The organism is Arthrobacter sp. AG1021, assembly GCF_003633665.1.
GTDB classification, from domain to species: domain Bacteria; phylum Actinomycetota; class Actinomycetes; order Actinomycetales; family Micrococcaceae; genus Glutamicibacter; species Glutamicibacter soli.
In genome coordinates this window covers 416,421-437,349 of record NZ_RBLB01000006.1, presented here as the reverse complement: position 1 = coordinate 437,349, position 20,929 = coordinate 416,421, and the positions used below count along the sequence as shown (strand labels likewise).

Genomic DNA, 20,929 nt, shown 5'->3' with positions numbered 1-20,929 from the left:
ATGGTGACACACTTGAAGTTATGACCAATCAAGTTTCATCGCCTTCGGGCAGCGACCAGCCATTGGAAGACCGCGTGAACAACCGTTCGCAGCGTCCGACCTCCGAATCCTTCAAGCAGTTCATGGCCTCGAACTGGGCCGCCGACACCTCGGCTCTGCCGGACGCCGATCCGTCCGCAGACTACGCGGCCGCCCGCCGCGCCAAGCTCTCCGCCGCCTTCCCGGGCGAGCGCCTGGTCATCCCCGCCGGCCCGCTGAAGGTCCGCTCGAATGACACCGACTACCGCTTCCGCCCGCACTCGGCCTTCGCCCACCTCACCGGCCTGGGCGTCGACCACGAGCCGGACGCAGTGCTGATCCTGGAGCCGACCGACGACGGCGCCGGCGACAACGGCAGCAACCACTCAGCCACCTTGTACTTCGCCCCGATGGCGGGCCGCGATTCCTCGGACTTCTACCTGGATTCGCGTTCCGGCGAGTTCTGGGTGGGCCCGCGCCCGACCCTGAGCACCATGTCCGCCCGCACCGGCATGCCCACCGATTCCCTGGAGCAGCTGGAACTGGCGATCACCAAGAACTCCGGCCCGCAGGCCATGGGCGGCATCCGCATCCGCCTGGTGCGCCAGGTGGACCTGAACGTCGAGGCGCTGGTGGACACCAGCCGCATCAACACCTCGCAGGATCTGGAAGCCTCCGACGCGCTGGACAACGAGCTGGCCGAGTTCCTCTCCGAGCTGCGCCTGGTCAAGGACGACTACGAGATCGCCGAACTGCGCAAGTCGGTGGCGGCGACCATCAATGGCTTCGAGGACGTGGTGCGCAACCTGGATTCGGCCATCGCCCACGAACGCGGCGAACGCATCGTCGAAGGCTCGTTCTTCGCCCGCGCCCGCCTGGAAGGCAACGACCTGGGCTACGACACCATCGCCGCCTGCGGCAACAACGCCACCATCCTGCACTGGATCCGCAACAACGGCGCCGTGAACGAGGGCGAGGTGCTGCTGCTGGACGCCGGAGTGGAAGCCGACTCGCTGTACACCGCGGACATCACCCGCTCCCTGCCGGTCTCCGGCAAGTACACGGACGTCCAGCGCCGCGTCTACGAGGCGGTGCTTGACGCCGCCGACGCCGCCTTCGCCGCGGTCAAGCCGGGCCTGAAGTTCCGCGACCTGCACCAGATCGCCACCCGCGTGCTGGCCGAGCGCCTGGCCGACTGGGGCATCCTGCCGGTCTCCGTGGACGAGGCCATGAGCCCCGAGGGGCAGCAGCACCGCCGCTGGATGCCGCATGGCACCAGCCACCACCTGGGACTGGACGTGCACGACTGCGCCCAAGCCCGCGCGGAACTGTACCTGGATGCCGAGCTGGAAGAGGGCATGGTCTTCACCATCGAGCCTGGCCTGTACTTCAAGAACGAGGACCTGGCGATCCCGCAGGAGTACCGCGGCATCGGCGTGCGCATCGAGGACGACATCCTGGTCACCGCCACCGGCGGCGAGTCGCTGAGCGCCGCGCTGCCGCGCACCGCCGACGACGTCGAGGCTTGGATGGCCAAGCTGCGCGGCTAAGCACCCCGGCTTAATGACGGCTGGCCTTCATCCGCCCCGAGGGGCTGGCTGAAGGCCAGCGGTCTTTCGTGTTGCCGCTTGCGGCTAGGAGTTCTTGTCCTGGCGGGTTTCCTCCGGCGCGTCCGCAGCAGAGTGCTGCTGCGCTGGCTCATCCGTGCCGTCCTGATCGGAGGCCTGGTCCTGGTCCTTGCCGCGGCCGATCTCAACCGTCGGCTCGACCTCGGACAGGTTCTGGGCCGGGGAGGCAGGCTGGGCCTGCTGGGTTGCTGCCGGCTGCCCGGTTGCCGGCGGGGTCGGCTGCACGCGTACGCCGTAGCGCGGGCGTCCATCCGGAAGGTCCGGGAACTGGCCGCTCGGGGCGTCGGCGGAAGCCGGGGCCGGCTGCTGGGCTGCGCCCGGAGCCTGCACGGTCGCCGGAGCCGCCGGCTGGACCGGGGCGGTCGGCTGCATTTGCTGCCCTGGAAGATTCGAGCCCGGGATGTTCGGGGCCGGAGCGTGCGGACGCATCGGCAGCTTGGAGGCGAGCTGGCGGGCGGCCTGCGCGTTCTCGAAGTCGACGACCACGTCGAAGCTGGTGGCCACGAACTGGCTGGAGGAGGCGAAGTCGCGCTTGCCGCGGCGGGTCGAGTAGCTGATCACCCCGGCGATCATCCAGATGGCCATGCCCAGGCCGATGGCGGACAGGATCTGGTAGATGCCGTTGCCGCCGCCGAACAGCGAGAGCAGCAGGCCCACGAACAGACCCATCATGGCACCCTGCGCGGCGCCGGCCAACGCGACCTTCGGGTAGGACAGCTTGGCGGTCACGCGCTCAACGGTGCGCACGTCGTTGCCCACGATGGTCACGGAGGCCACCGGGAAGTCGTTGTCGGCCAGGTAGTCCACGAGCTTCTGGGCGTCGAGATAGCTGGTGTAGCGCCCCAGCAGCTCGCCGCGCGGCAAGCCGTTGGTGCTGATCGAATTTACTCCTTGTGGCGAGGTCATATCTATATTGTGCACGGTGATGCTGTGTTTGCACCCAGTAGTGAAGCGGGGATCACTGAGGGCGAAAGAATCCGCGCCGCGGGTGTGTCACCGCGCACCGCGCGAAGGCACCGGGCACGATAACCTAGAAGGGTGAGCTCACAAGTGTCTAAAATCTTCGTCGCCCGGCTGCTCGGGCTGGACGTCTTCGACCCCCTGGGCGACCGCCTGGGACGCTTGCGAGACGTCGTCGTGGTCTCCCGCGGACCCAAGAAGCCGCCGGCCTGCGTCGGCGTCGTGGTCGAGGTCCCCGGCAAGCGCCGCGTCTTCGTGCCCATGACCCGCATCCAGTCCATGGAATCCACGCAGATCATCTGCTCGGGCCTGGTCAACATGCGCCGCTTCCAGCAGCGCGGCCAGGAGCTGCTGGTCGTGGCCGAGCTGTTCGACCGCACCATCACCTTCACCGACGGCTCAGGCCGCGGCGTCATCGAGGACATCGGCCTGGCCCAGACCCGCCGCGGCGACTGGGAAATCAACCAGTACTACGTGCAGCGCGGCGTGGCAGCGCCGGGACTGCTGGGGCTGCGCAGCCGCAAGCGCGACAAGGTGCTGGTCTCCTGGGAGGACATCAGCCACGGCAACCAGAGCGAGCCGCAGTCAGCCGACACCTTCGTGGCCACGCACGACGACATGAAGGCCGCCGACTTCGCCGACGCGCTGCATGAGATGAACGAGAAGCGCCGCCTGGAAATCGCCGCGCACCTGCAGGACGAGCGCCTGGCCGACGTGCTGCAGGAGCTGCCTGACCGCGAGCAGGTGGAGATCCTCTCCGCGCTGGGCCTGGAGCGCGCCGCCGACGTGCTGGAGGAAATGGACCCGGACGACGCCGCCGACCTGCTCTCCGAGGTCTCCGAGGAAACCAAGCACCAGCTGCTGGAGCTCATGAACGAGGAGGAGGCCAAGGACGTGCGCCGCCTGCTGGCCTACCCGGAAGGCACCGCCGGCTCGGTGATGACCCCGGTTCCGGTGATCCTCACTCCCGAATCCACCGTCGCCGAGGCGTTGGCCTCGGTGCGCATGGAGGAGCTCTCCCCCGCCCTGGCCTCCACCGTGTACGTGGTGCGCCCGCCGCTGGAGACCCCCACCGGCCGCTACCTGGGCCAGGTGCACATCCAGGCGCTGCTTCGCGCCGCCCCGCCCGAACCGCTGGGCGACATCCTGGACACCGAGCTGGAGCCGATGTCCGACCTGGCGAACATCTCAGAGGTCGTGCGCCACCTGGCCACCTACAACCTGACCAGCGTCGGGGTGACCAACAAGGAGGGCCGCCTGGTCGGGGCGATCACCGTGGACGACGTGCTCGACCACATCCTGCCCGACGACTGGCGTTCGCAGGACTAAGAACTTTGGAACCGGCTCGCCGGTTCACCCGGCCCGGCGCAGCCCGGAGCCGAACGACACAGATCAGTAGCAAAGGAGTTCACCACCATGGCTGAACAGCGCAAGACCAGTGGCCTGGACACTCCCCTTGCAGCCCGCAAACGCTTCTGGCCGAAGTTCTCCCCGGACCCCGACGCGTTCGGCTCCACGACGGAGAAGTTCGCGCGCTTCATGGGCACCCCGCAGTTCCTGCTCTACATGACGATCTTCTGCGCCTTCTGGCTGATCTGGAACTCCGTGGCCCCGGCGGCCTGGCGCTTCGACGACGCCTCCATCGGCTTCACCGCGCTGACCCTGATGCTCTCGCTGCAGGCCTCCTATGCCGCGCCGCTGCTACTGCTGGCGCAGAACCGCCAGGACGACCGCGACCGCGTGTCGCTGTCCGAGGACCGGGCGCGGGCCGAACGCAACCTCTACGACACCGAGTACCTCACCCGCGAGCTGGCCAGCCTGCGCCTGGCGCTGCGCGATGTCGCCACGCGCGACTACGTGCGCTCGGAGCTGCGCAACGTGCTGGAGGAGCTGCTGGAGACCGCCGACGGCGAAGAGCTGAACCTGCGCGCCAAGCGCAAGTCCAAGGGCGGCAACCCGCAGACCGGCCTCATCGACACGGTGCAGCCGGGCCAGAATTCCAACCGAAAGAACAACTAGTCGTGAGTTCGAACGAAGCACTGTTCACGGCGCTGGCCACGGTCATCGACCCGGAACTGCGCCGGCCCATCACCGAGCTGGGCATGGTGGGCGGCGCCCGGTTGGACGGCACCCGCGCCGAGGTTACCATCCTGCTGACCATCGCAGGCTGCCCGCTGCGCTCCACCATCGAGGCAGACGTGCGCGCGGCCCTGCTGCCGCTGCCGGGCGTGGACCAGGTCGAGGTGGTCCTGGACGTGATGGATCCGCAGCAGCGCGCGGCCCTGCGCGATCAGCTGGCCAGCCGCCGCACCCCGTTCTCCGATCCCGCCTCGCTGACCCGCGTCATCGCGGTGGCCAGCGGCAAGGGCGGGGTGGGCAAGTCCTCCATCACCGCCAACCTGTCCACCGCGCTGGCCGCCCGAGGCTTCAAGGTCGGGCTGATCGACGCCGACGTGCACGGCTTCTCCATCCCGTCGCTGATGGGCATCAACCAGAACCCCACGCGGGTGGATGACATGATCCTGCCGCCGGTGGCGCACGGGGTGAAGGTCATTTCCATCGGCATGTTCCTGGATTCGAACCAGCCGGTGATCTGGCGCGGGCCCATGCTGCACCGCGCGCTGGAGCAGTTCCTGTCCGACGTCTACTTCGGGGATCTGGACTTCCTGTTCCTGGACCTGCCGCCGGGCACCGGGGATATCGCGATCTCCGTGTCCCAGCTGCTGCCCAACAGCGAACTGCTGGTCGTCACCACCCCGCAGTCAACCGCCACCGAGGTGGCCGAGCGCGCCGGCACCATTGCCTTGCAGACCAAGCAGAAGGTCATCGGCGTGGTGGAGAACATGAGCCACCTGCAAATGCCCGACGGCAGCAGGATGGAAATCTTCGGCTCCGGCGGCGGCGCTAAGCTCAGCGAATCGCTGAGCGACCAGCTGGGCTACCCGGTGCCGCTGCTGGCGCAGCTGCCCCTGGAGGAAGCCCTGCGCGAAGGCTCGGACCAGGGCACCCCGGTGGTGCTCTCCGCCCCGCAATCCCAGAGCGCCATCGAGCTGTCCGCGCTGGCCGAATCATTGGGCCAGCGTCCCCGCGGCTTGGCCGGGCGCAGCCTGCCGATGTCAATCCAGTAGCGGCCGGGCAACATACCCGGGCGGTCCGCGCGAAACGCACCGGAAGCTGGCGAACGAGGCATAAAAAAGATCCCCGGCCCCGCAGTTTTCCAGCTGCAGGGCCGGGGATGTTTTGTCGCCTGTGGCGGATTCGCGCCTAGGTGGCTTCGTCGTCGAATGGGGCGCTCTCGTTCACGCCCAGCGGAGCCTGGGTGGCGGTGTGGGTGGCCACGGGGGTGCGCACCGGGGCTGCCTCGACCGAGGAAGGCTTGCCCTTGGCCACGTTGACCGCGTCGTCGAATTCGTCGATGAGCGCTTCCTTGATGATGCGCCGAGGGTCGTATTGGCGCGGATCCAGCTTGCGCCAGTCCATGTCGGCAACTTCGTCGCCGACTTCCTCGCGCAACTGCTCCTTGGCTCCGTTGGCCATGCGGCGAATTTCCTTGACGAGGTTCGCCAGCTTTTTGGCGTATTCAGGAAGCTTCTCGGGGCCGAGCACGACGACCGCGATAATGGCGAGAATAACGAACTCGCCGCCATTGATACCTAGAAAATCCACAACACCAAGATTACCTTGTCCGAGACCAACTCACTAAGCCACCGGCGTTGCGGCCGAAAGGTGTCCTAGCCCTGCGCCGCAGTGCGGCGGCCCAACGGAATGCGCGGCAACGACATGGTCTTGGCCGGCTTGTTGGACGGGTTGCGGTGCGCCAGGGCATCGCGCAGCATCGCTCGTCCGCGGTGGATGCGTGAACGCACGGTGCCAAGCTTCACGTCCAGGATGCGGGAAACTTCTTCGTACGAAAACCCTTCCATGTCACATAGGACGATTGCTGCCCTGAATTCCGGGCTCAGCGCCTTCAGCGCCGCCTGAACATCCACGTCGAGATTGTGGAATTCAAAGTAGCGCTCCGGGGAGAGCACCTCTCCTGGAAGTCGGTCCTCGGATCCTTCGGCAAACCGGTCAAAGCGAATCTTGCTCTTCCGACGTGCCTGATCGAGGAACAGGTTGGTGGTAATGCGGTGCAGCCAGCCGCCCATGGTGCCCGGGGTGTACTTGTCCAGAGCCTTGAACGCACGGACGAATGCCTCCTGCGACAGGTCCTCGGCATCCTGGCGGTTTCCGGTGAGCCTGTAGGCCAGCCGGAAGACGCGCTCTCCATGCTCGTGAACCATCTGGTCCCAGGACGGAACCTCAGTCTCGAGGACTGCCACGGTGGCTGCTGAGTCATTTTGTGCATCATTCACACTTAAAGTATGTGCGCCGAAGCTGAGCTACAGCTAAGAATCGCCTGCGCGGAGGATATCAAGTTCTTCGGGGCAATGCCGGTCGTGTGGGTAACATTGGTGTTGTCCCGATACGCACGATCCCTAGGACTTGCCCCCGATGCCTTCCATGAATCCAGAACTTCTTGCGAGCTGGAGCTATGCCCAGACCCAGGTCCACGAGAAGGAGCACGTGGCGCAGGTTCGCGAGCGCTCTGCCGATCTGGGCGTGCGTTGCATCGATCCGGCTGGCCGCTCGATGCTCCAGGTGATCTGCTCGCTGCGCCAGCCGCGCAACCTCGTGGAGATCGGCCCCGGCGTGGGCGTGGCGTCGCTGGCCATGCTCGAAGTCCTAGGCCCGGAGAGCACGCTGACAGCCATCGAATCCAATCTTGAGCACGCCAATGCGATGCGCCAGTCGCTGCGCGAGGCCGGAGTTCCGTCGGCCCACGCGCGCATCATCAACGAGCGGGCCGAGAACGTGCTCTCACGCCTGGCGGACCACGCCTACGACCTGGTGCTGATCGACGCAGGTGCCGAGCTGCTGCTGGAATACGTGGCCGAAGCCAAGCGGCTGGTCGGCCCGCGCGGGGTCATCATCATCAACAACGCGTTCGACGAGCACCGGCTGTCCAAGCCGGCCGTGCGCCGCCCGTCCACCGTAGCCACCCGCGACGCGCTGCGTATGCTGCGTGAGGACCCGAAGATCCAGACCCATTTGCTGCCCAGCGAGCAGGGGCTGTTCGTCGCTTCGGTGCTGCCGGCGGCCCGGGTGCGCTAGGAATCTTCCGCAACCACAAAAAGGACCGACAGATTGTCGGTCCTTACTTGTTTCGGCCGGCTTGCGAACCGGCGGCTCTAGCTATTCGGTGACATCAACCAGGCAGTTGCGCAGCTCAGTTGCTTCATCGTTGTTCAGCTCGACAACGAGGCGTCCACCGCCGTCAATAGGCAGCCGCAGGATCAGGCTTCGCCCCTCCTTGGTGACTTCCATCGGACCGTCACCGGTGCGTGGCTTCATCGCAGCCATGTAAGCAATTCCCTTCGTCCGTGGCTGGTACGGGGCGGCAAGTTCATTCGCCGTCCGCACAACCGCATGCCTGGCCCATCTTCAGGTGTAATTCATCTCTGATTAGGGGCCACTTGTCTCCTATTATTGCGAATTTTCCGCCGTGTCGCTAATCACACGCCGTGACTCGATGTCACGAATCACATTTTCCAGCCGGGTGATTTCCGCCGCGAGGACATCCAGGGTGTCGTCCACCTGGTCGCAGCGATAGCCGCGAAGACCCAGCGAGAAGCGCACCTTGTCGACATCGGTGGCCCGCGGATGCTCGGGCAGCAGCACCGGCGGCAGCGAGGCTTCCGGCTCCGCCAAACCCACGATGGGTTCGGGAACCGCTTCGAAATGACGCCCCGCATCGGCGGCCCGACGACGCCCGGAAAGCAACAGGGCGGTCCCGCCGACGACTAGCAGCGCAAGGAAAACCAGTACAAGCGGCATCCAGCTAGCTCCTGTCCATTGACGGGCGCTTGGATGCCGCACGCCCTGCGTTCAGCACGATCTGCACCGCCTCGTCCGGATCATCGGTCACCGTGAACAGGTCGAGGTCGGTTTCCGAAATGCAGCGCTCCCTGGCCACCGTGTCCTTGAGCCACTGCACCAGGCCGCCCCAGTACTCGGTGCCCAGCAGGACGATCGGGAAACTCGTGATCTTCTGCGTCTGGACCAGCGTGAGGGCCTCGAATAGTTCATCCAAGGTGCCGAAACCGCCAGGCAGGACGATGAAGCCCTGCGAGTACTTGACGAACATGGTCTTGCGCACGAAGAAGTAGCGGAAGTTGATGCCCTTGTTTACCCAAGCGTTCAGCCCGGTTTCAAAGGGCAGTTCGATTCCCAGACCGATGGAAATGCCTTCGGCGTCAGCCGAGCCCATATTCGCGGCTTCCATGGTTCCCGGACCGCCGCCGGTAATCGTGGTGACGCCGGCCTTCGCCAGCAGCTCCCCCACGCGGTAGGCCTGTTTGTAGTAAGGACTGTCGGGATCCGTGCGCGCCGAACCGAACACGGCAACGGCAGGGCCGGTGCTGGACAGGGTGCCGAAACCGCTAACGAACTCGGACTGGATGCGCAACACGCGCCACACATCGGTATGCGTTACATCCGGTTGCGGGCTCTCAAGCAGGTAGCGGTCAAGCTGCTCTTCGGACTTCTTGCCAGGCCAGCTCGCCTCGACGTGCCTCCGTCCGCCAGCACGAGCACTCTCTTCACTCTTACGCTTATGAACCATAGCTTCACTCTATCTGCTGCGTGTCGCGTTCCACGTCAACCTTGGGGACGGTATTTAAGAACAGTTTGATAACAACTTGGTGTGACCTGAACGAATAGTCGCGTAGGGTGCGTCACATCGAGTAATGTCGAGAACATGAAAAGCGATCATCAGGCTCAAGCTTCTTCTGATGGCCCCATTGTCCGTCTGGTTGGGGTCAATAAGCACTTCGGTGCGCTGCACGTCTTGAATGACATCAACCTGGATGTCGTGAAGGGCGAGGTTGTCGTGATCCTCGGCCCTTCGGGCTCCGGCAAGTCAACCCTGTGCCGCGCCATCAATCGTTTGGAGACGATCGACGACGGCACCATCACCATCGACGGGAAGAAGCTTCCCGAAGAAGGCAAGGCGCTGGCCCGGCTGCGGGCCGATGTCGGCATGGTGTTCCAGTCCTTCAACCTCTTCGCGCACAAGACCATCCTTGAGAACGTGACCCTCGGGCCGATCAAGGTCAAGGGCATGAAGAAATCCGCGGCGGACAAGCTGGCCATGCAGCTGCTCGAACGCGTCGGCGTCGCCAACCAGGCAGCCAAGCTGCCGGCTCAGCTCTCCGGCGGCCAGCAACAGCGTGTAGCCATCGCGCGCGCCTTGGCCATGCGGCCGAAGGTGATGCTGTTCGACGAACCGACCAGTGCGCTGGACCCGGAAATGATCAACGAGGTCCTGGACACCATGGTCTCGCTCGCCCGTGAAGGCATGACCATGCTGGTGGTGACCCACGAGATGGGTTTCGCCCGCAAGGCCGCGGACCGCGTGATTTTCATGGCAGACGGGCAGATCGTCGAACAGGCCACCCCGGAAGAATTCTTCACCAATCCCCAGAGTGCGCGAGCCAAGGACTTCCTCGGCAAGCTCATCACCAACCACTAGCTCTCATCACCCACTCACCAGGAGGAACAATGCGGAAAAATCGTTTTGGCGCAATTGCTGCAATGGCGGCCGTCGCGGCTCTGACCCTGACCGCCTGCGGCGGCTCTGACAACGCCGGCGACGAAGGCGGCGACAAGGTTCGCATCGGCATTAAGTTCGACCAGCCGGGCCTCGGCTTCCAGGACGGCAGCTCCTACACCGGCTTCGACGTCGATGTCGCCAAGTACGTGGCCAACGAGCTGGGCTACTCGGAAGACAAGATCGAATTCGTCTCGGCCCCGTCGGCCAACCGCGAAACCCTGCTGGAGACCAACCAGGTCGACATGATCTTCGCGACCTACACCATCAACGACAAGCGCAAGGAACGCGTCGCGTTCGCCGGCCCGTACTTCATCGCCGGCCAGGATCTGCTGGTCCGCGCCGATGACAGCTCGATCACCGGCAAGGACTCGCTGAACGGCAAGAAGCTGTGCTCGGTCACCGGCTCGACCTCGGCCGAGAACGTCAAGAAGGACGTACCCGGTGTGAGCTTGGTTGAGCAGCAGGGTTACGCAGACTGCTTGGGCCTGCTGGAGACCGGCAGCATCGACGCCATCACCACCGATGACATCATTCTCGCCGGCCTGGCAGCGACCTCCGCCAACAAGGGCAAGTTCAAGGTTGTCGGCAACCCATTCTCCGAGGAGCCGTACGGCGTGGGTCTGAACAAGACCAACGACAAGTGCGAGTCCATCAACACGGCGATCAAGAAGATGATCGATTCCGGCGAGTGGCAGAAGGCCTTGGACAAGAACACCGAGGGCACCGGCTACAAGGCCTCGGATCTGAACCCGCCAACCAAGTTCGAAGCCTGCAGCTAACTTCTTAGCTAGACCCCCGACCTGCGGTGCTGCACCGGACTGCGAAGCCCGGGTGCAGCACCGCAGGCAACCAGCTCATCCATCTACCAAGGAGAACAAGCCGTGCAAGGCTATTTGAGTCTTTGGGATGAATACGGTGCGCGCATCATGGAGTCCTTCTGGGCCAACCTGCAGCTCACCTTCTGGGCGTTTATTGCCTGCGCAATCCTGGGCACGATTCTCGCAATCATGCGAATTTCGCCAATCCCCAGCCTGCGAGCATTCGGCACCGCCTATGTAAACATCTTCCGAAACACCCCGCTGACCATCATCATGACCTTCGGCGTCCTGGTCTTGTTCGGCGTCTTCCAGCTCCAGCTGTCCGATGATTTCAATTTCAACTTCTTCCAGATCGCCATCATCGGCCTGACCATCTACCATGCGGCGTTCTTCTGCGAAGCCATCCGCTCGGGCGTGAACACCGTTCCGCTGGGCCAGGCCGAAGCCGCCCGCGCCATCGGCTTGGGCTTCCTGCCGGCCGCGCGGCTGGTCATTCTCCCGCAGGCATTCCGCGGGGCCATCGTTCCCATGGGCAACGTGCTCATCGCATTGATCAAGAACACCACGGTCGCCCTGGCAGGCTCCGTGGCCGAGATCTCGGGCCTCATGAAGACCATGATCGAGTACCGGGCCGATCAGGGCATCCTGATCTTCCTGACCATCGCCCTCATGTTCGTGGTCATCGTGGTGCCGATCGGCATACTGGTGACCTGGCTGTCCAAGAAGCTGGCGGTGGCACGATGAGCGCGGCAAAGCAGTCGGTCCTCTTCGACGCCCCGGGGCCCAAGGCCAAGCGGCGCATCCTGCTGATCAACATCCTCGGTGTGCTCGCCCTGCTGGGGTTGCTCGTCTATCTGGTCCTCGGCCTGAACTCCGCAGGACAACTGGCACCGGAGAAATGGAATGTCTTCCTCAAGGGCGGGGTCTGGAGCAACTTCATCCTGCCGGGTCTGCTCAAGACCCTGCAGGCGGCCGCGATCTCCATCGTGACCTCGTTGATCTTCGGCTTCATCTTCGGCATGGGGCGCCTGTCCCACAACAAGGTGATCGACTGGATCAGCACGATCGTCGTCGAGTTCTTCCGTGCGGTCCCGGTCCTGCTGATGATGCTGTTCCTGTGGATCATGCTCGCCCGCTCCGGCTGGGTGGAACCGCAGGATTCGCCGTTCTACGCGGTGGTCATCGGCCTGACACTGTACAACGGTTCCGTCATTGCCGAGCTGATCCGCTCGGGCGTGCATGGGCTGCCGCGGGGGCAGCGCGAGGCGGGCATCGCCATCGGCCTGACCCGCAGCCAGAGCTTGCGCCTGATCGAGATCCCGCAGGCGTTGACCGCCATGCTGCCGGCCTTGATCAGCCAGTTCATCGTGATCCTGAAGGACTCCGCGCTGGGCTACATCATCAATTTCAACGAGCTGCTGTTCAACGGCAAGCTGGTGGGTACCGGCAACTCGAACATGTTCCAGTCGCTGGTCATCGTTGCGGCGATCTTCATCATCCTGAACTTCGCCCTGTCCAAGCTGGCTTCCGTGGTGTCCTCGCGGCTCAGCTCGCGCGGCCAGCTCTGATTCCTCGCCGACAGCACAAAAACCTCGGGTCGCGTTCCCTTGCGGAACGTGACCCGAGGTCTTTAATCTTCGCGCCTAGCCGAGCCAAGAGCGCAGCGAGGACAGGCAGTCCCGGATCGCCTGCTGCGGCACGTGTTCGTCATCGGAGTGCGCCAGCAGCGCATCCCCGGGGCCGAAGTTCACCGCGGGAACGCCGAGGGCGGAGAAGCGGGCGACATCGGTCCAGCCGTACTTCGGCTTGGGCTCCTGGCCCAGGATGGAGATCAGCTCGGCGGCGATCTGTTGGTCCAGGCCTGGGCGGGCGCCGTTGGAGCCGTCGGTGCGTTCGATGTCGAAGCCGTCGAACAGCTCCAGCACCACGGCTTCGGCCTGCTCCAGGGTCTTGTCCGGGGCGAAGCGGTAGTTCACCTCCACCTCGCAGTGGTCCGGGATCACATTGCCGGCCACTCCCCCGGCGATGCGCACCGCGTTCATGCCCTCGCGGAATTCCAGGCCTTCGACGTTGATGGTCTGCGGCTGATACTCGGCCAGCCGGCGCAGCACCTGAGAGGCATCGTGGATCGCGTTGTGCCCCATCCAGGCGCGGGCCGAATGCGCGGCGGTGCCGTGGGTGCGGATCACGAAGCGGCTGGTGCCGTTGCATCCGCCTTCCACCGTGCCGTTGGTGGGCTCGAGCAGTATCGCAAAGTCGGCGGCCAGCAGCTGGGGGCTGTTGCGGGCCAGGCGTCCCAGGCCGGACTTGGATGCGGCGACTTCCTCGTGGTCGTAGAAGATGTAGGTGATGTCGTGCTTCGGCTCGGTGAGCTCGGCGGCCAGCGCCAGCTGCACTGCGACCCCGCCCTTCATGTCGGTGGCGCCCCGCCCGTAGAGCACCCCGTCGATCACCTGCGCCGGGACGGTGCCCCTGGCTCCGTCGGTGCGTGGCAAGGGCACGGTGTCCAGGTGTCCGGCCAACACGACGCGGCGGTCGCGGCCCAGGTTGGTGCGGGCGACGATCGAGTCCCCATCACGATGCACCTGGAGGTGGTCGAATTCCAGCAGCGCGGCGTGCACCTTGTCGGCCAGTTCCTGCTCATTGCCGGAGACCGAATTGATGTTCATGAGCTGCTCAGTCAGCACTGCAACGTCCTGCCGCAGGTCTAGGTCGTTCACGGTATTCATGGTCCTACAATCATCGCTTCACTAGCTTGTCATCTAACAACGTTACCTTTCCCATCAGCGATACGATCAGTGTATGACTTCAGAACCTGTGACCTCATCCAGCGAATCCTCCGTACGATTGGCATCAGGCCACGGCCTTGCCACCATCGCCGCCGACGGCACCGTCCTGGACGTGTGGTACCCGGCACCTACGCTCGGTGAACTCGCAGCAGCAGAACAGCTCGCCGGCGAACTGGCCGCCGCCGCGGCCGACGATGCCGCCCGCGGCACCACGCAGAAGGTCGTGTCCCTGACCATCAACCTGGACGTCGCCCCGGCGGATACCGCCGATGTGTGGCTGCGCCTACACCTGCTTTCGCACCGTTTGGTGCAGCCGAACACCATCAACCTGGACGGCATCTTCGGCCACCTGGCCAACGTGGCGTGGACCAACTTCGGCCCGTGCCAGGTCGAGAACTTCGAAATGACCCGGCTGAAGCTGCGCAGCCGCGGCAACGTCGACGTGTACGGCGTGGACAAGTTCCCACGCATGGTCGACTACGTCATGCCATCGGGTGTGCGCATCGCCGACGCTGACCGCGTCCGCCTCGGCGCGCATCTGGCCGCGGGCACCACCGTGATGCACGAGGGCTTCGTGAACTTCAATGCCGGAACCCTGGGCGCTTCCATGGTCGAGGGCCGCATTTCCGCCTCGGTCGTCGTGGGCGACGGCTCGGACGTGGGCGGCGGCGCGTCCATCATGGGCACACTCTCCGGCGGCGGCAAGGAGCGCATCGTCATCGGCGAACGTGTGCTGCTCGGAGCCAATGCAGGCGTGGGTATTTCCATCGGCGACGACTCGGTAGTGGAGGCCGGCCTGTACGTCACCGCCGGCACCCGTATCGCCCTCGGCGGGAAAACCGTCAAGGCCCTGGAGCTTTCCGGCGTGCCGAATCTGCTCTTCCGCCGCAACTCGATTTCCGGAGCCGTCGAGGCCCTGCCGCGCGCAGGCCAGACTGTGGAGCTGAACGACGCGCTGCACGCCAACTAGGCTGGCGCTGCACCGAATATCGAGGCCGGAGAACCCCACCATGCGGGTTCTCCGGCCTCTTTTCTCCTGCAGCGCATTCGGCTAAATCGGAAAGATGATGGTGACCATGGGCTGGAGAAAACCCTGAAATGCCGTTGAGTCGCGCAGGAGCGCCGAACTGGCCAGGATCGTGGATCCTCCGGTCAGCCAGGCCCTCGGCTCCTTCAGGGGCACCTCAATCACGTTGATCTGCTTTTCCTCCGCAACCGGCGCATGCTCGATGCCCCGTTCGATCAGCAGCTGTTCAATTTCGTCCATGCGGTCCGGGATGTAGTCCTGGCTGCGCCGCTCGAAGTCTTCGGCATGCTGGTGGGCGAACAACGTTGCCTGGCCGTAGTGCGGCCGGGCCAGCCGGGCTAGCTCGGGATACCCGTTGACCTCAAGCCACTCCAAGAGATTATCAGGAACCTGGACCGGAGTTTGCGGGGAGGTATCGCGAGTTGTCAGCGAATCCCACCATGAGCTCCATTCCTGCTTGATCTGCCCATGCTCTGAATGCGAACCGGTGCGTTCCTTCACGTCCGGTTCGAGTCTGCAGTTCGGACCTACCTCGGCGGGATTCACGCCTGCCAGCTCCCGCAGATACAGGGCCATCAGCAGATGAGGATCTGTATATATGCTCAGCGACCAGTTATTACCACGACGAAAATACATCCAAACCACCTGACATGCCGACGTGTCGAAAGCATCCCCATAACGACACAATACGCCTGATTCCGGGGTTAAAACAGCGTTGGGCCGGGACCCCATTGCGGATGGAGTCCCGGCCCAACGGCTGGGTACAGGCTACCTGGCGGTCTTAGACGCCCGGGTAGTTGCGGGCGGTTTCGCCCATATACAGCTGGCGCGGACGGCCGATCTTGGTTTCCGGATCGCTGATCATTTCGCGCCACTGGGCAATCCAGCCCGGCAGGCGGCCGATGGCGAACAGCACGGTGAACATCTTCTCCGGGAAGCCCATCGCGGTGTAGATCAACCCGGTGTAGAAGTCCACGTTCGGGTAGAGCTTGCGCGAGATGAAGTAATCGTCGTTCAGTGCCTTCTCTTCAAGGCTCATCGCGATATCGAGCAGCTCGTTGTTGCCCTGCTTGGCCAGCAGGTCGTGGGCGGTCTGCTTGATGATCTTCGCGCGCGGATCGTAGTTCTTGTACACGCGGTGGCCGAAGCCCATCAGGCGGACGCCGTCTTCCTTGTTCTTGACCTTCTCCATGAAGGTCTCAGGAGCGATGCCCTGGGCCTTGATGTCGCGCAGCATGCGCAGCACTGCCTCGTTGGCGCCGCCGTGGGCGGGGCCGGACAGAGCGTGGATGCCTGCGGACACCGAAGCGAACAGGTTGGCGTCCGAGGAGCCGACCAGGCGAACGGTGGAGGTAGAGCAGTTCTGCTCGTGGTCTGCGTGCAGGATCAGCAGCAGGTCAAGTGCCTTGACCATTTCCGGATCCAGCTCGTATGGCTCGGCGGCGGTGCCGAAGCACAGGCGCAGGAAGTTCTCGACCATGTTCATCGAGTTGTCCGGGTACAGCAGAGCCTGACCGATGGACTTCTTGTGGGCGTAGGCCGCCAGCACCGGCAGCTTGGCCAGCAGGCGCAGGGTCGAACGCTCAACCTGTTCGTTGTCCGATGGGTCCAGCGAATCCTGGTACCAGGTCGACAGGGCCGAAACGGCCGAGGACAGCACCGGCATCGGGTGTGCATCGCGCGGGAAGCCGCCGAAGAAGCCCTTGAGCTCTTCATGCAGCAGGGTGTGGCGGCGCAGGCTGCCATCGAAGTTCGCCAGCTGCTCAGGGGTCGGCAGTTCACCGTTGATCAGCAGGTAGGAGACCTCGGTGAAGCTGGAGTGCTCTGCCAGCTGCTCGATCGGGTATCCGCGGTAACGCAGGATGCCGGCATCGCCATCGATGTAAGTAATTGCGGACTTGGTAGCCGCGGTGTTCATGAAGCCAGGGTCGTAAGTGACGTTACCGGTGGTCTTCAAAAGTGGTGCTACGTTGAATCCATTGTTGCCCTCGGTAGCCGGGATAACCGGCAGTTCGAGATTGGACCCGTTGAATTGTAGCTGTGCAGACGTCGTGTCTGTCATTGCATCTCCTAACCGGAAAGCGTGTAGTTCCGAAAGGTCAGTCGTCATCCTAGAACATACCGTGATATGTCCCCATGGCGCTAATCAGGGTGTCATGTTCAGCGGTTGACGGAAGAATTCAAGCGCTCAACGGCAGCGGCGATCCTCTCATCGCTGGCCGTCAGTGCGATGCGTACGTGCTGCTCGCCGGCGGTACCGTAGAAAACACCGGGACCTGCGACAATTCCCAACTCAGCCAGGCGCTGGATGGTTTCGAAGCTTGGCCGTTGCTCGGTGCACCAGAGGTACAGGCCGGCGACCGAATCATCAATCTGCAGTCCGAAGTTCCGCAGCGCCGGCGCCAGCGCTTCGCGGCGCGCCCGATAGATATCGTATTGCACCCTGACATGCTCTTCATCGCCCAGGGCGACGACCATTGCGTGCTGGATCGGGCCCGGGACGATCATCCCGGTATGCTTGCGGCTGTTGACCAGCTCAGGCATGAGATTCGGCGCACCGGCGATGAAGGCCGCGCGGTAGCCGGCAAGATTCGACTGCTTGGACAGCGAGTACAGGGCGAACAGGTTATCGAGGTTTCCCCCATTGACGCGAGGGTCAAGGATGCTCGGCACCTGGCCGCGGACGTCGTCCCAGCCCAGTTCGGCGTAGCATTCGTCCGAGGCCACCACGGCGCCCAGCTCGCGGGCCTGCCGGACGATGTCGGCCAGGTCCTGCACATCGCGGACCTTGCCGGTCGGGTTGCCCGGGGAGTTCACCCAGATGAGCTTGACCTTGGCCAGCTGCTCGTCGGTCAGTTCAGACAGGTCGTCGGTCGCGACGGGGGTGGCGCCCACCAGCTGCGCGCCGATGTCGTAGGTCGGGTACGCGATCTTCGGACGCACCACGATGTCGCCGGCCCCGAGGCCTAGGAACAACGGCAGCCAGGCCACCATTTCCTTGGAGCCCACGGTGGGCATCACGTCGTCCAGTCCCAGCCCGGTCACGTTGCGGCGGCGGGCGAACCAGTCGACAATCGCCTGGCGGACTTCGGTGGTTCCGTGGGTCGTCGGGTAGCCGTGGGAATTCGCGGCCGAGGCCAGCGCGTCCTGGATGATCTGCGGCGTGTCGTCGATCGGCGTGCCGATGGACAGGTCCACGACCCCGCCTGGGTGTTGCGCCGCCAGCTCGCGGTATGGCGCGAGCTGGTTCCAGGGGTAATCGGGGAGCTGAAGCATGAAGCGAAACCTAGCCTTGGTTCTGTGGTGGCAAGGCGCCGATCAGCGGGTGATCGGTGCCGGTGTTTCCAATCTTAGCGGCGCCGCCCGGCGAGCCAAGCTCGTCGAAAAATTCGACGTTTGCCTTGTAATAGTCGGCCCACTCGTCCGGCACGTCGTCTTCGTAGTAGATGGCCTCCACCGGGCACACCGGCTCGCAGGCGCCGCAGTCCACGCATTCGTCCGGGTGGATGTAAAGCGAACGGTCGCCTTCGTAAATGCAATCAACCGGGCATTCTTCGACGCACGCCTTGTCTTTAACGTCGACGCACGGCTGAGCGATGATGTAAGTCACGGGAGCTGCGACCTTTCCTTGCACAAAGTGGTTTCAACAAAAGCCTGTTGGATCACAAGATGCTCATTGAATCCGGGACAAGCTCAAACTACAGTCTAGTCCTGTTGCCAAGACAACCAAGACCCCCTCGTTCACCTGTGACGTAACCGACGATTCACATTTCGGCTAGCATCGCGGTAGATGAATTCTTTTTACGGATCGTGACTTCAAAATGCTGAATTTCAACGAGTTGACCACCGACGATCGCATTGTGCTGCGCTACCGGCTCGCAACGCAGACCGATGCGGGAGAGTCGCTGACCGACGCCTTGGGAACGGTCCTGCAGGTCTCCGACACCCAGATCGTCCTGCAGACCCGCAGCGGCCCGGTCGCGGTGCGGCGTTCAGCCATCACGCACGCCAAGCGCATCCCGCCGGCTCCCGTGCGGCGCAGCCGCTCGCCCAGGACTCCCGGAGCCTAGCAACCCTCCGAGCTCCGCGGTACCCTGTGATTCCAGCGGGAGCCCGGCGCAGCGCCTCCAGCTCCTTCCCGCCATCCAGGATCCGGAGGCCGAAAGCAGAGCATGGCGCATATCCTCGTGGCGTCCTCGCCGTTCGCCGGACATGTCCGCCCCACCCTCGCAGTAGCCGAGGCGCTGCTCCTGCGCGGGCACCGGGTCACCGCCTATACCGGACGGCGCTACGCCCGGGACTTCGAAGCGCTGGGCTGCCGCATCCTGCCCTGGCAGGCGGCCACCGACTACGACGAACGCAACCTCGCCGCGTCCTTTCCCCAGCTGCCATCCACCGGCCGCAGAGCGGTGTTCGCCAATCTGGAGCACGTGTTCATCGGCAATGCCCCTGGCCAGCTCGACGATCTGCGACGGGCCCACGCCGCGCGCCCCTTCGACATCCTGGTCGGCGAGCAGATGATGCTGGGCGCCGGAATGCTGGCGGAACTCCAGTCCCTGCCGTGGGCCAGCCTCTCGGTACTTCCCCTGTCGCTGCCCAGCCGGAACCTGCCGCCGTCGGAGATGGGCTTGCAGCCGTTGCCCGGAGCCCTTGGCCATGCCAGGGATGCGCTCCTGCGCCGGGTCACCCGCCGGGTGATGCGCCCGTTGGACGCCGCCCTGGCCGAAGTGCGCAAGCAAGCCGGGCTGCCGGAGCACCAGCTGTTCGGACAGGCAGGATTCTCCACGCAGCTGACGATCGCCCATGGAGCGCCCGGCATCGAGTTCCCCCGCCCGGATCTTCCCGGGTACGTGCACTACGCGGGGCTGCTGGCCCGGCCGATAGTTCACGCCGGCCCCGAGCCGGACTGGCTGCGGGAAGTCCGGTCCTTCAAGGGGCCCGTGGTGCTGGTGACCCAGGGGACGCTGAACACCGACCCGCAAGAGCTGCTGCAACCGGCCCTGGACGCGCTGCGGGACGAGGACCTGCTGGTGGTGGCCAGTTCGGCGGGCCGGAGCGTGCAGCGGATCCCGCCGAACGCCCGGGTCCACGAGTTCCTGCCGTTCGGTGACCTGCTGCCGCTGGCATCCTGCGCCGTCACCAACGGCGGGTGGGGCGGGGTGCTGCAGATGGCCGCCGCGGGCGTGCCGATGGTGGTGGCCGGCGGCACCCTGGACAAGCCCGAGGTCGCAGCCCGCGTCGCCTGTGCTGGCCTGGGTCTCGACTTGCGCACCGGAACTCCCACGCCGCGGAAGATCCTGAGGGCGGTGCGCTCGATTCTCGCCGAACCAGGCTTCCGGACCAGGACCGCCGCCGTGGGCGACCAGCTGCATCGGCTGGGCGGGGCGCCGAGGGCCGCAGGGCTGATCGAGTCGCTCGCGCCGGGCGCATCCCCGCGGGTACCGTAGGCCGCAGGCTTGGCCCGCTGCGCGACATGTGATTTGAAACTGCCAATCACTGAGCGGTTTTCGCGTATGCTGGCATCATGCCAACCGATGAGCTTGTCCAGGCCCGTGCACGCGCGCTCAGTTCCCCGCTGAGACTGCGGATCCTGCGCCTGTGCCTGCACGAGTCGCGGACCAACAAGGAAATCGCGGACCTCCTCGAACTGAATCCGGCGACCTCGCTGCACCATGTGCGCACGCTGGTGAGCAACGGCTTCCTGGAAGCCGAGGAGCCGCGCAAGGGCAACCGCGGCGCCAAGGAAGTCCCCTACCGCAGCACCAAGCTTTCCTGGGGCACCCGCATCCCGGACGCGGCCCCGCTGCTGGTGGATACGTTCCTGCAGGAAATCAACGGCCTGACCCCGCAGGAGATGCAGGTGGTCCGCGTGGGGCTGAAGCTCGGCGAGAAGTCCCAGAAGGAAATGATGGCCCGGCTGCGCGCGGTCATCGAGGACTATGCGATGCGCGAGCCAGAAGAAGACGGCGTGCCCACCTCGCTCTTCCTGGCCCATCATCTGGATCTGACGGGCAACAGCCGCACCGAGAATTAGA

General features: G+C 64.6%; 24 protein-coding genes. 13 read left to right on the top strand and 11 right to left on the bottom strand.

Annotated features, from left to right (window positions below; all coding sequences use genetic code 11):
* The first annotated feature begins 20 nt into the window (after window positions 1–20).
* Complete coding sequence (locus DFO58_RS02320; protein WP_113606493.1) at window positions 21–1,568, top strand: aminopeptidase P family protein; 1,548 nt, start codon at window positions 21–23, stop codon at window positions 1,566–1,568.
* 84 nt (window positions 1,569–1,652) lie between these two features.
* Here DFO58_RS02320 and DFO58_RS02315 read toward each other — a convergent pair whose 3' ends face one another.
* A complete protein-coding gene (locus tag DFO58_RS02315; protein ID WP_147407172.1) occupies window positions 1,653–2,552 on the bottom strand; it encodes a general stress protein in 900 nt (299 codons plus the stop codon).
* 132 nt (window positions 2,553–2,684) lie between these two features.
* Here DFO58_RS02315 and DFO58_RS02310 point away from each other — a divergent pair, with 132 nt between their 5' ends.
* The 3 genes from DFO58_RS02310 (at window position 2,685) to DFO58_RS02300 (ending at window position 5,734) form a co-directional block, all read left to right on the top strand.
* Window positions 2,685–3,935, top strand: coding sequence for a CBS domain-containing protein (locus DFO58_RS02310; protein ID WP_047119557.1), 1,251 nt, complete (start codon window positions 2,685–2,687; stop codon window positions 3,933–3,935).
* Window positions 3,936–4,022: 87 nt separating this feature from the next.
* Entirely contained in the window at window positions 4,023–4,625 is a 603-nt protein-coding gene (locus tag DFO58_RS02305; RefSeq protein ID WP_113606494.1) for a DUF1003 domain-containing protein, read from the top strand.
* Between the two features lie 2 nt (window positions 4,626–4,627).
* Window positions 4,628–5,734 (top strand): Mrp/NBP35 family ATP-binding protein, encoded by a 1,107-nt coding sequence (locus DFO58_RS02300; protein ID WP_120989195.1) that lies wholly within the window; start codon window positions 4,628–4,630, stop codon window positions 5,732–5,734.
* Between the two features lie 136 nt (window positions 5,735–5,870).
* Here the strand turns inward: DFO58_RS02300 and DFO58_RS02295 are convergent, their stop codons facing one another.
* Entirely contained in the window at window positions 5,871–6,272 is a 402-nt protein-coding gene (locus DFO58_RS02295; RefSeq protein WP_047119560.1) for a sec-independent translocase, read from the bottom strand.
* A 65-nt stretch (window positions 6,273–6,337) separates the two neighbouring features.
* On the bottom strand, window positions 6,338–6,961 hold the full coding sequence (gene sigE / locus DFO58_RS02290) for an RNA polymerase sigma factor SigE (protein ID WP_120989194.1): 624 nt from the start codon (window positions 6,959–6,961) through the stop codon (window positions 6,338–6,340).
* 148 nt (window positions 6,962–7,109) lie between these two features.
* Between sigE and DFO58_RS02285 the strand changes: the two genes are divergently transcribed.
* Window positions 7,110–7,760 (top strand): class I SAM-dependent methyltransferase, encoded by a 651-nt coding sequence (locus tag DFO58_RS02285; protein ID WP_183043086.1) that lies wholly within the window; start codon window positions 7,110–7,112, stop codon window positions 7,758–7,760.
* An 81-nt stretch (window positions 7,761–7,841) separates the two neighbouring features.
* Here DFO58_RS02285 and DFO58_RS02280 read toward each other — a convergent pair whose 3' ends face one another.
* The 3 genes from DFO58_RS02280 to DFO58_RS02270 all read right to left on the bottom strand — a co-directional run bounded on the left by DFO58_RS02280 (window position 7,842) and on the right by DFO58_RS02270 (window position 9,270).
* Window positions 7,842–8,009: a DUF3117 domain-containing protein gene (locus tag DFO58_RS02280; protein ID WP_082123932.1), complete on the bottom strand. Its 168-nt coding sequence runs from the start codon at window positions 8,007–8,009 to the stop codon at window positions 7,842–7,844.
* Between the two features lie 123 nt (window positions 8,010–8,132).
* On the bottom strand, window positions 8,133–8,483 hold the full coding sequence (locus tag DFO58_RS02275; RefSeq protein WP_053798454.1) for a DivIVA domain-containing protein: 351 nt from the start codon (window positions 8,481–8,483) through the stop codon (window positions 8,133–8,135).
* 4 nt (window positions 8,484–8,487) lie between these two features.
* Window positions 8,488–9,270, bottom strand: a complete 783-nt coding sequence (locus tag DFO58_RS02270) for a TIGR00730 family Rossman fold protein (protein ID WP_053798455.1) — start codon at window positions 9,268–9,270, stop codon at window positions 8,488–8,490.
* 177 nt (window positions 9,271–9,447) lie between these two features.
* Here DFO58_RS02270 and DFO58_RS02265 point away from each other — a divergent pair, with 177 nt between their 5' ends.
* From DFO58_RS02265 to DFO58_RS02250, 4 genes are all read left to right on the top strand, one after another.
* Window positions 9,448–10,179: an amino acid ABC transporter ATP-binding protein gene (locus DFO58_RS02265; protein WP_183043108.1), complete on the top strand. Its 732-nt coding sequence runs from the start codon at window positions 9,448–9,450 to the stop codon at window positions 10,177–10,179.
* 29 nt (window positions 10,180–10,208) lie between these two features.
* Window positions 10,209–11,039: a glutamate ABC transporter substrate-binding protein gene (locus tag DFO58_RS02260; RefSeq protein ID WP_047119565.1), complete on the top strand. Its 831-nt coding sequence runs from the start codon at window positions 10,209–10,211 to the stop codon at window positions 11,037–11,039.
* Window positions 11,040–11,141: 102 nt separating this feature from the next.
* Window positions 11,142–11,822: an amino acid ABC transporter permease gene (locus DFO58_RS02255; RefSeq protein ID WP_047119566.1), complete on the top strand. Its 681-nt coding sequence runs from the start codon at window positions 11,142–11,144 to the stop codon at window positions 11,820–11,822.
* Window positions 11,819–12,646, top strand: coding sequence for an amino acid ABC transporter permease (locus DFO58_RS02250; RefSeq protein WP_053798457.1), 828 nt, complete (start codon window positions 11,819–11,821; stop codon window positions 12,644–12,646). Before DFO58_RS02255 ends, DFO58_RS02250 begins: the two co-directional genes overlap by 4 nt.
* A gap of 75 nt (window positions 12,647–12,721) precedes the next feature.
* On the opposite strand, the gene dapE is transcribed toward DFO58_RS02250, so the two are convergent.
* Complete coding sequence (dapE, locus tag DFO58_RS02245; RefSeq protein ID WP_053798458.1) at window positions 12,722–13,807, bottom strand: succinyl-diaminopimelate desuccinylase; 1,086 nt, start codon at window positions 13,805–13,807, stop codon at window positions 12,722–12,724.
* Between the two features lie 73 nt (window positions 13,808–13,880).
* On the opposite strand from dapE, the gene dapD reads away from it, so the two are divergent.
* A complete protein-coding gene (gene dapD / locus DFO58_RS02240) occupies window positions 13,881–14,837 on the top strand; it encodes a 2,3,4,5-tetrahydropyridine-2,6-dicarboxylate N-succinyltransferase (RefSeq protein ID WP_047119569.1) in 957 nt (318 codons plus the stop codon).
* 81 nt (window positions 14,838–14,918) lie between these two features.
* On the opposite strand, the gene DFO58_RS02235 is transcribed toward dapD, so the two are convergent.
* The 4 genes from DFO58_RS02235 to fdxA form a co-directional block, all read right to left on the bottom strand.
* Window positions 14,919–15,470 carry a hypothetical protein gene (locus DFO58_RS02235; protein ID WP_047119570.1) on the bottom strand — a complete coding sequence of 184 codons (552 nt, stop codon included), beginning with the start codon at window positions 15,468–15,470 and terminating at the stop codon, window positions 14,919–14,921.
* Window positions 15,471–15,675: 205 nt separating this feature from the next.
* The gene (locus tag DFO58_RS02230; RefSeq protein WP_047119571.1) at window positions 15,676–16,956 is read right to left on the bottom strand and encodes a citrate synthase; all 1,281 of its coding nucleotides are present in this window, start codon (window positions 16,954–16,956) and stop codon (window positions 15,676–15,678) included.
* Window positions 16,957–17,054: 98 nt separating this feature from the next.
* Window positions 17,055–18,170 carry a succinyldiaminopimelate transaminase gene (dapC, locus tag DFO58_RS02225; protein ID WP_053798459.1) on the bottom strand — a complete coding sequence of 372 codons (1,116 nt, stop codon included), beginning with the start codon at window positions 18,168–18,170 and terminating at the stop codon, window positions 17,055–17,057.
* 10 nt (window positions 18,171–18,180) lie between these two features.
* On the bottom strand, window positions 18,181–18,504 hold the full coding sequence (fdxA, locus tag DFO58_RS02220) for a ferredoxin (protein WP_047119573.1): 324 nt from the start codon (window positions 18,502–18,504) through the stop codon (window positions 18,181–18,183).
* 211 nt (window positions 18,505–18,715) lie between these two features.
* Between fdxA and DFO58_RS02215 the strand changes: the two genes are divergently transcribed.
* The 3 genes from DFO58_RS02215 to DFO58_RS02205 all read left to right on the top strand — a co-directional run bounded on the left by DFO58_RS02215 (window position 18,716) and on the right by DFO58_RS02205 (window position 20,928).
* The gene (locus DFO58_RS02215) at window positions 18,716–18,964 is read left to right on the top strand and encodes a hypothetical protein (RefSeq protein ID WP_047119574.1); all 249 of its coding nucleotides are present in this window, start codon (window positions 18,716–18,718) and stop codon (window positions 18,962–18,964) included.
* Between the two features lie 102 nt (window positions 18,965–19,066).
* Entirely contained in the window at window positions 19,067–20,341 is a 1,275-nt protein-coding gene (locus tag DFO58_RS02210; RefSeq protein WP_053798460.1) for a glycosyltransferase, read from the top strand.
* Between the two features lie 77 nt (window positions 20,342–20,418).
* Entirely contained in the window at window positions 20,419–20,928 is a 510-nt protein-coding gene (locus tag DFO58_RS02205) for a helix-turn-helix domain-containing protein (protein WP_053798461.1), read from the top strand.
* Window position 20,929 lies beyond the last annotated feature (1 nt).

Bases quoted from the DNA above. Each gene is read 5' to 3' on its own strand.
- DFO58_RS02320 (WP_113606493.1), top strand. From the start codon at position 21: ATGACCAATCAAGTTTCATCGCCTTCGGGCAGCGACCAGCCATTGGAA.
- DFO58_RS02315 (WP_147407172.1), bottom strand. From the start codon at position 2,552: ATGACCTCGCCACAAGGAGTAAATTCGATCAGCACCAACGGCTTGCCG.
- DFO58_RS02305 (WP_113606494.1), top strand. From the start codon at position 4,023: ATGGCTGAACAGCGCAAGACCAGTGGCCTGGACACTCCCCTTGCAGCC.
- DFO58_RS02285 (WP_183043086.1), top strand. From the start codon at position 7,110: ATGAATCCAGAACTTCTTGCGAGCTGGAGCTATGCCCAGACCCAGGTC.
- DFO58_RS02280 (WP_082123932.1), bottom strand. From the start codon at position 8,009: ATGGCTGCGATGAAGCCACGCACCGGTGACGGTCCGATGGAAGTCACC.
- DFO58_RS02275 (WP_053798454.1), bottom strand. From the start codon at position 8,483: ATGCCGCTTGTACTGGTTTTCCTTGCGCTGCTAGTCGTCGGCGGGACC.
- DFO58_RS02270 (WP_053798455.1), bottom strand. From the start codon at position 9,270: ATGGTTCATAAGCGTAAGAGTGAAGAGAGTGCTCGTGCTGGCGGACGG.
- DFO58_RS02260 (WP_047119565.1), top strand. From the start codon at position 10,209: ATGCGGAAAAATCGTTTTGGCGCAATTGCTGCAATGGCGGCCGTCGCG.
- DFO58_RS02250 (WP_053798457.1), top strand. From the start codon at position 11,819: ATGAGCGCGGCAAAGCAGTCGGTCCTCTTCGACGCCCCGGGGCCCAAG.
- dapE (WP_053798458.1), bottom strand. From the start codon at position 13,807: ATGAATACCGTGAACGACCTAGACCTGCGGCAGGACGTTGCAGTGCTG.
- dapD (WP_047119569.1), top strand. From the start codon at position 13,881: ATGACTTCAGAACCTGTGACCTCATCCAGCGAATCCTCCGTACGATTG.
- DFO58_RS02235 (WP_047119570.1), bottom strand. From the start codon at position 15,470: ATGGCCCTGTATCTGCGGGAGCTGGCAGGCGTGAATCCCGCCGAGGTA.
- DFO58_RS02230 (WP_047119571.1), bottom strand. From the start codon at position 16,956: ATGACAGACACGACGTCTGCACAGCTACAATTCAACGGGTCCAATCTC.
- dapC (WP_053798459.1), bottom strand. From the start codon at position 18,170: ATGCTTCAGCTCCCCGATTACCCCTGGAACCAGCTCGCGCCATACCGC.
- DFO58_RS02215 (WP_047119574.1), top strand. From the start codon at position 18,716: ATGCTGAATTTCAACGAGTTGACCACCGACGATCGCATTGTGCTGCGC.
- DFO58_RS02210 (WP_053798460.1), top strand. From the start codon at position 19,067: ATGGCGCATATCCTCGTGGCGTCCTCGCCGTTCGCCGGACATGTCCGC.
- DFO58_RS02205 (WP_053798461.1), top strand. From the start codon at position 20,419: ATGCCAACCGATGAGCTTGTCCAGGCCCGTGCACGCGCGCTCAGTTCC.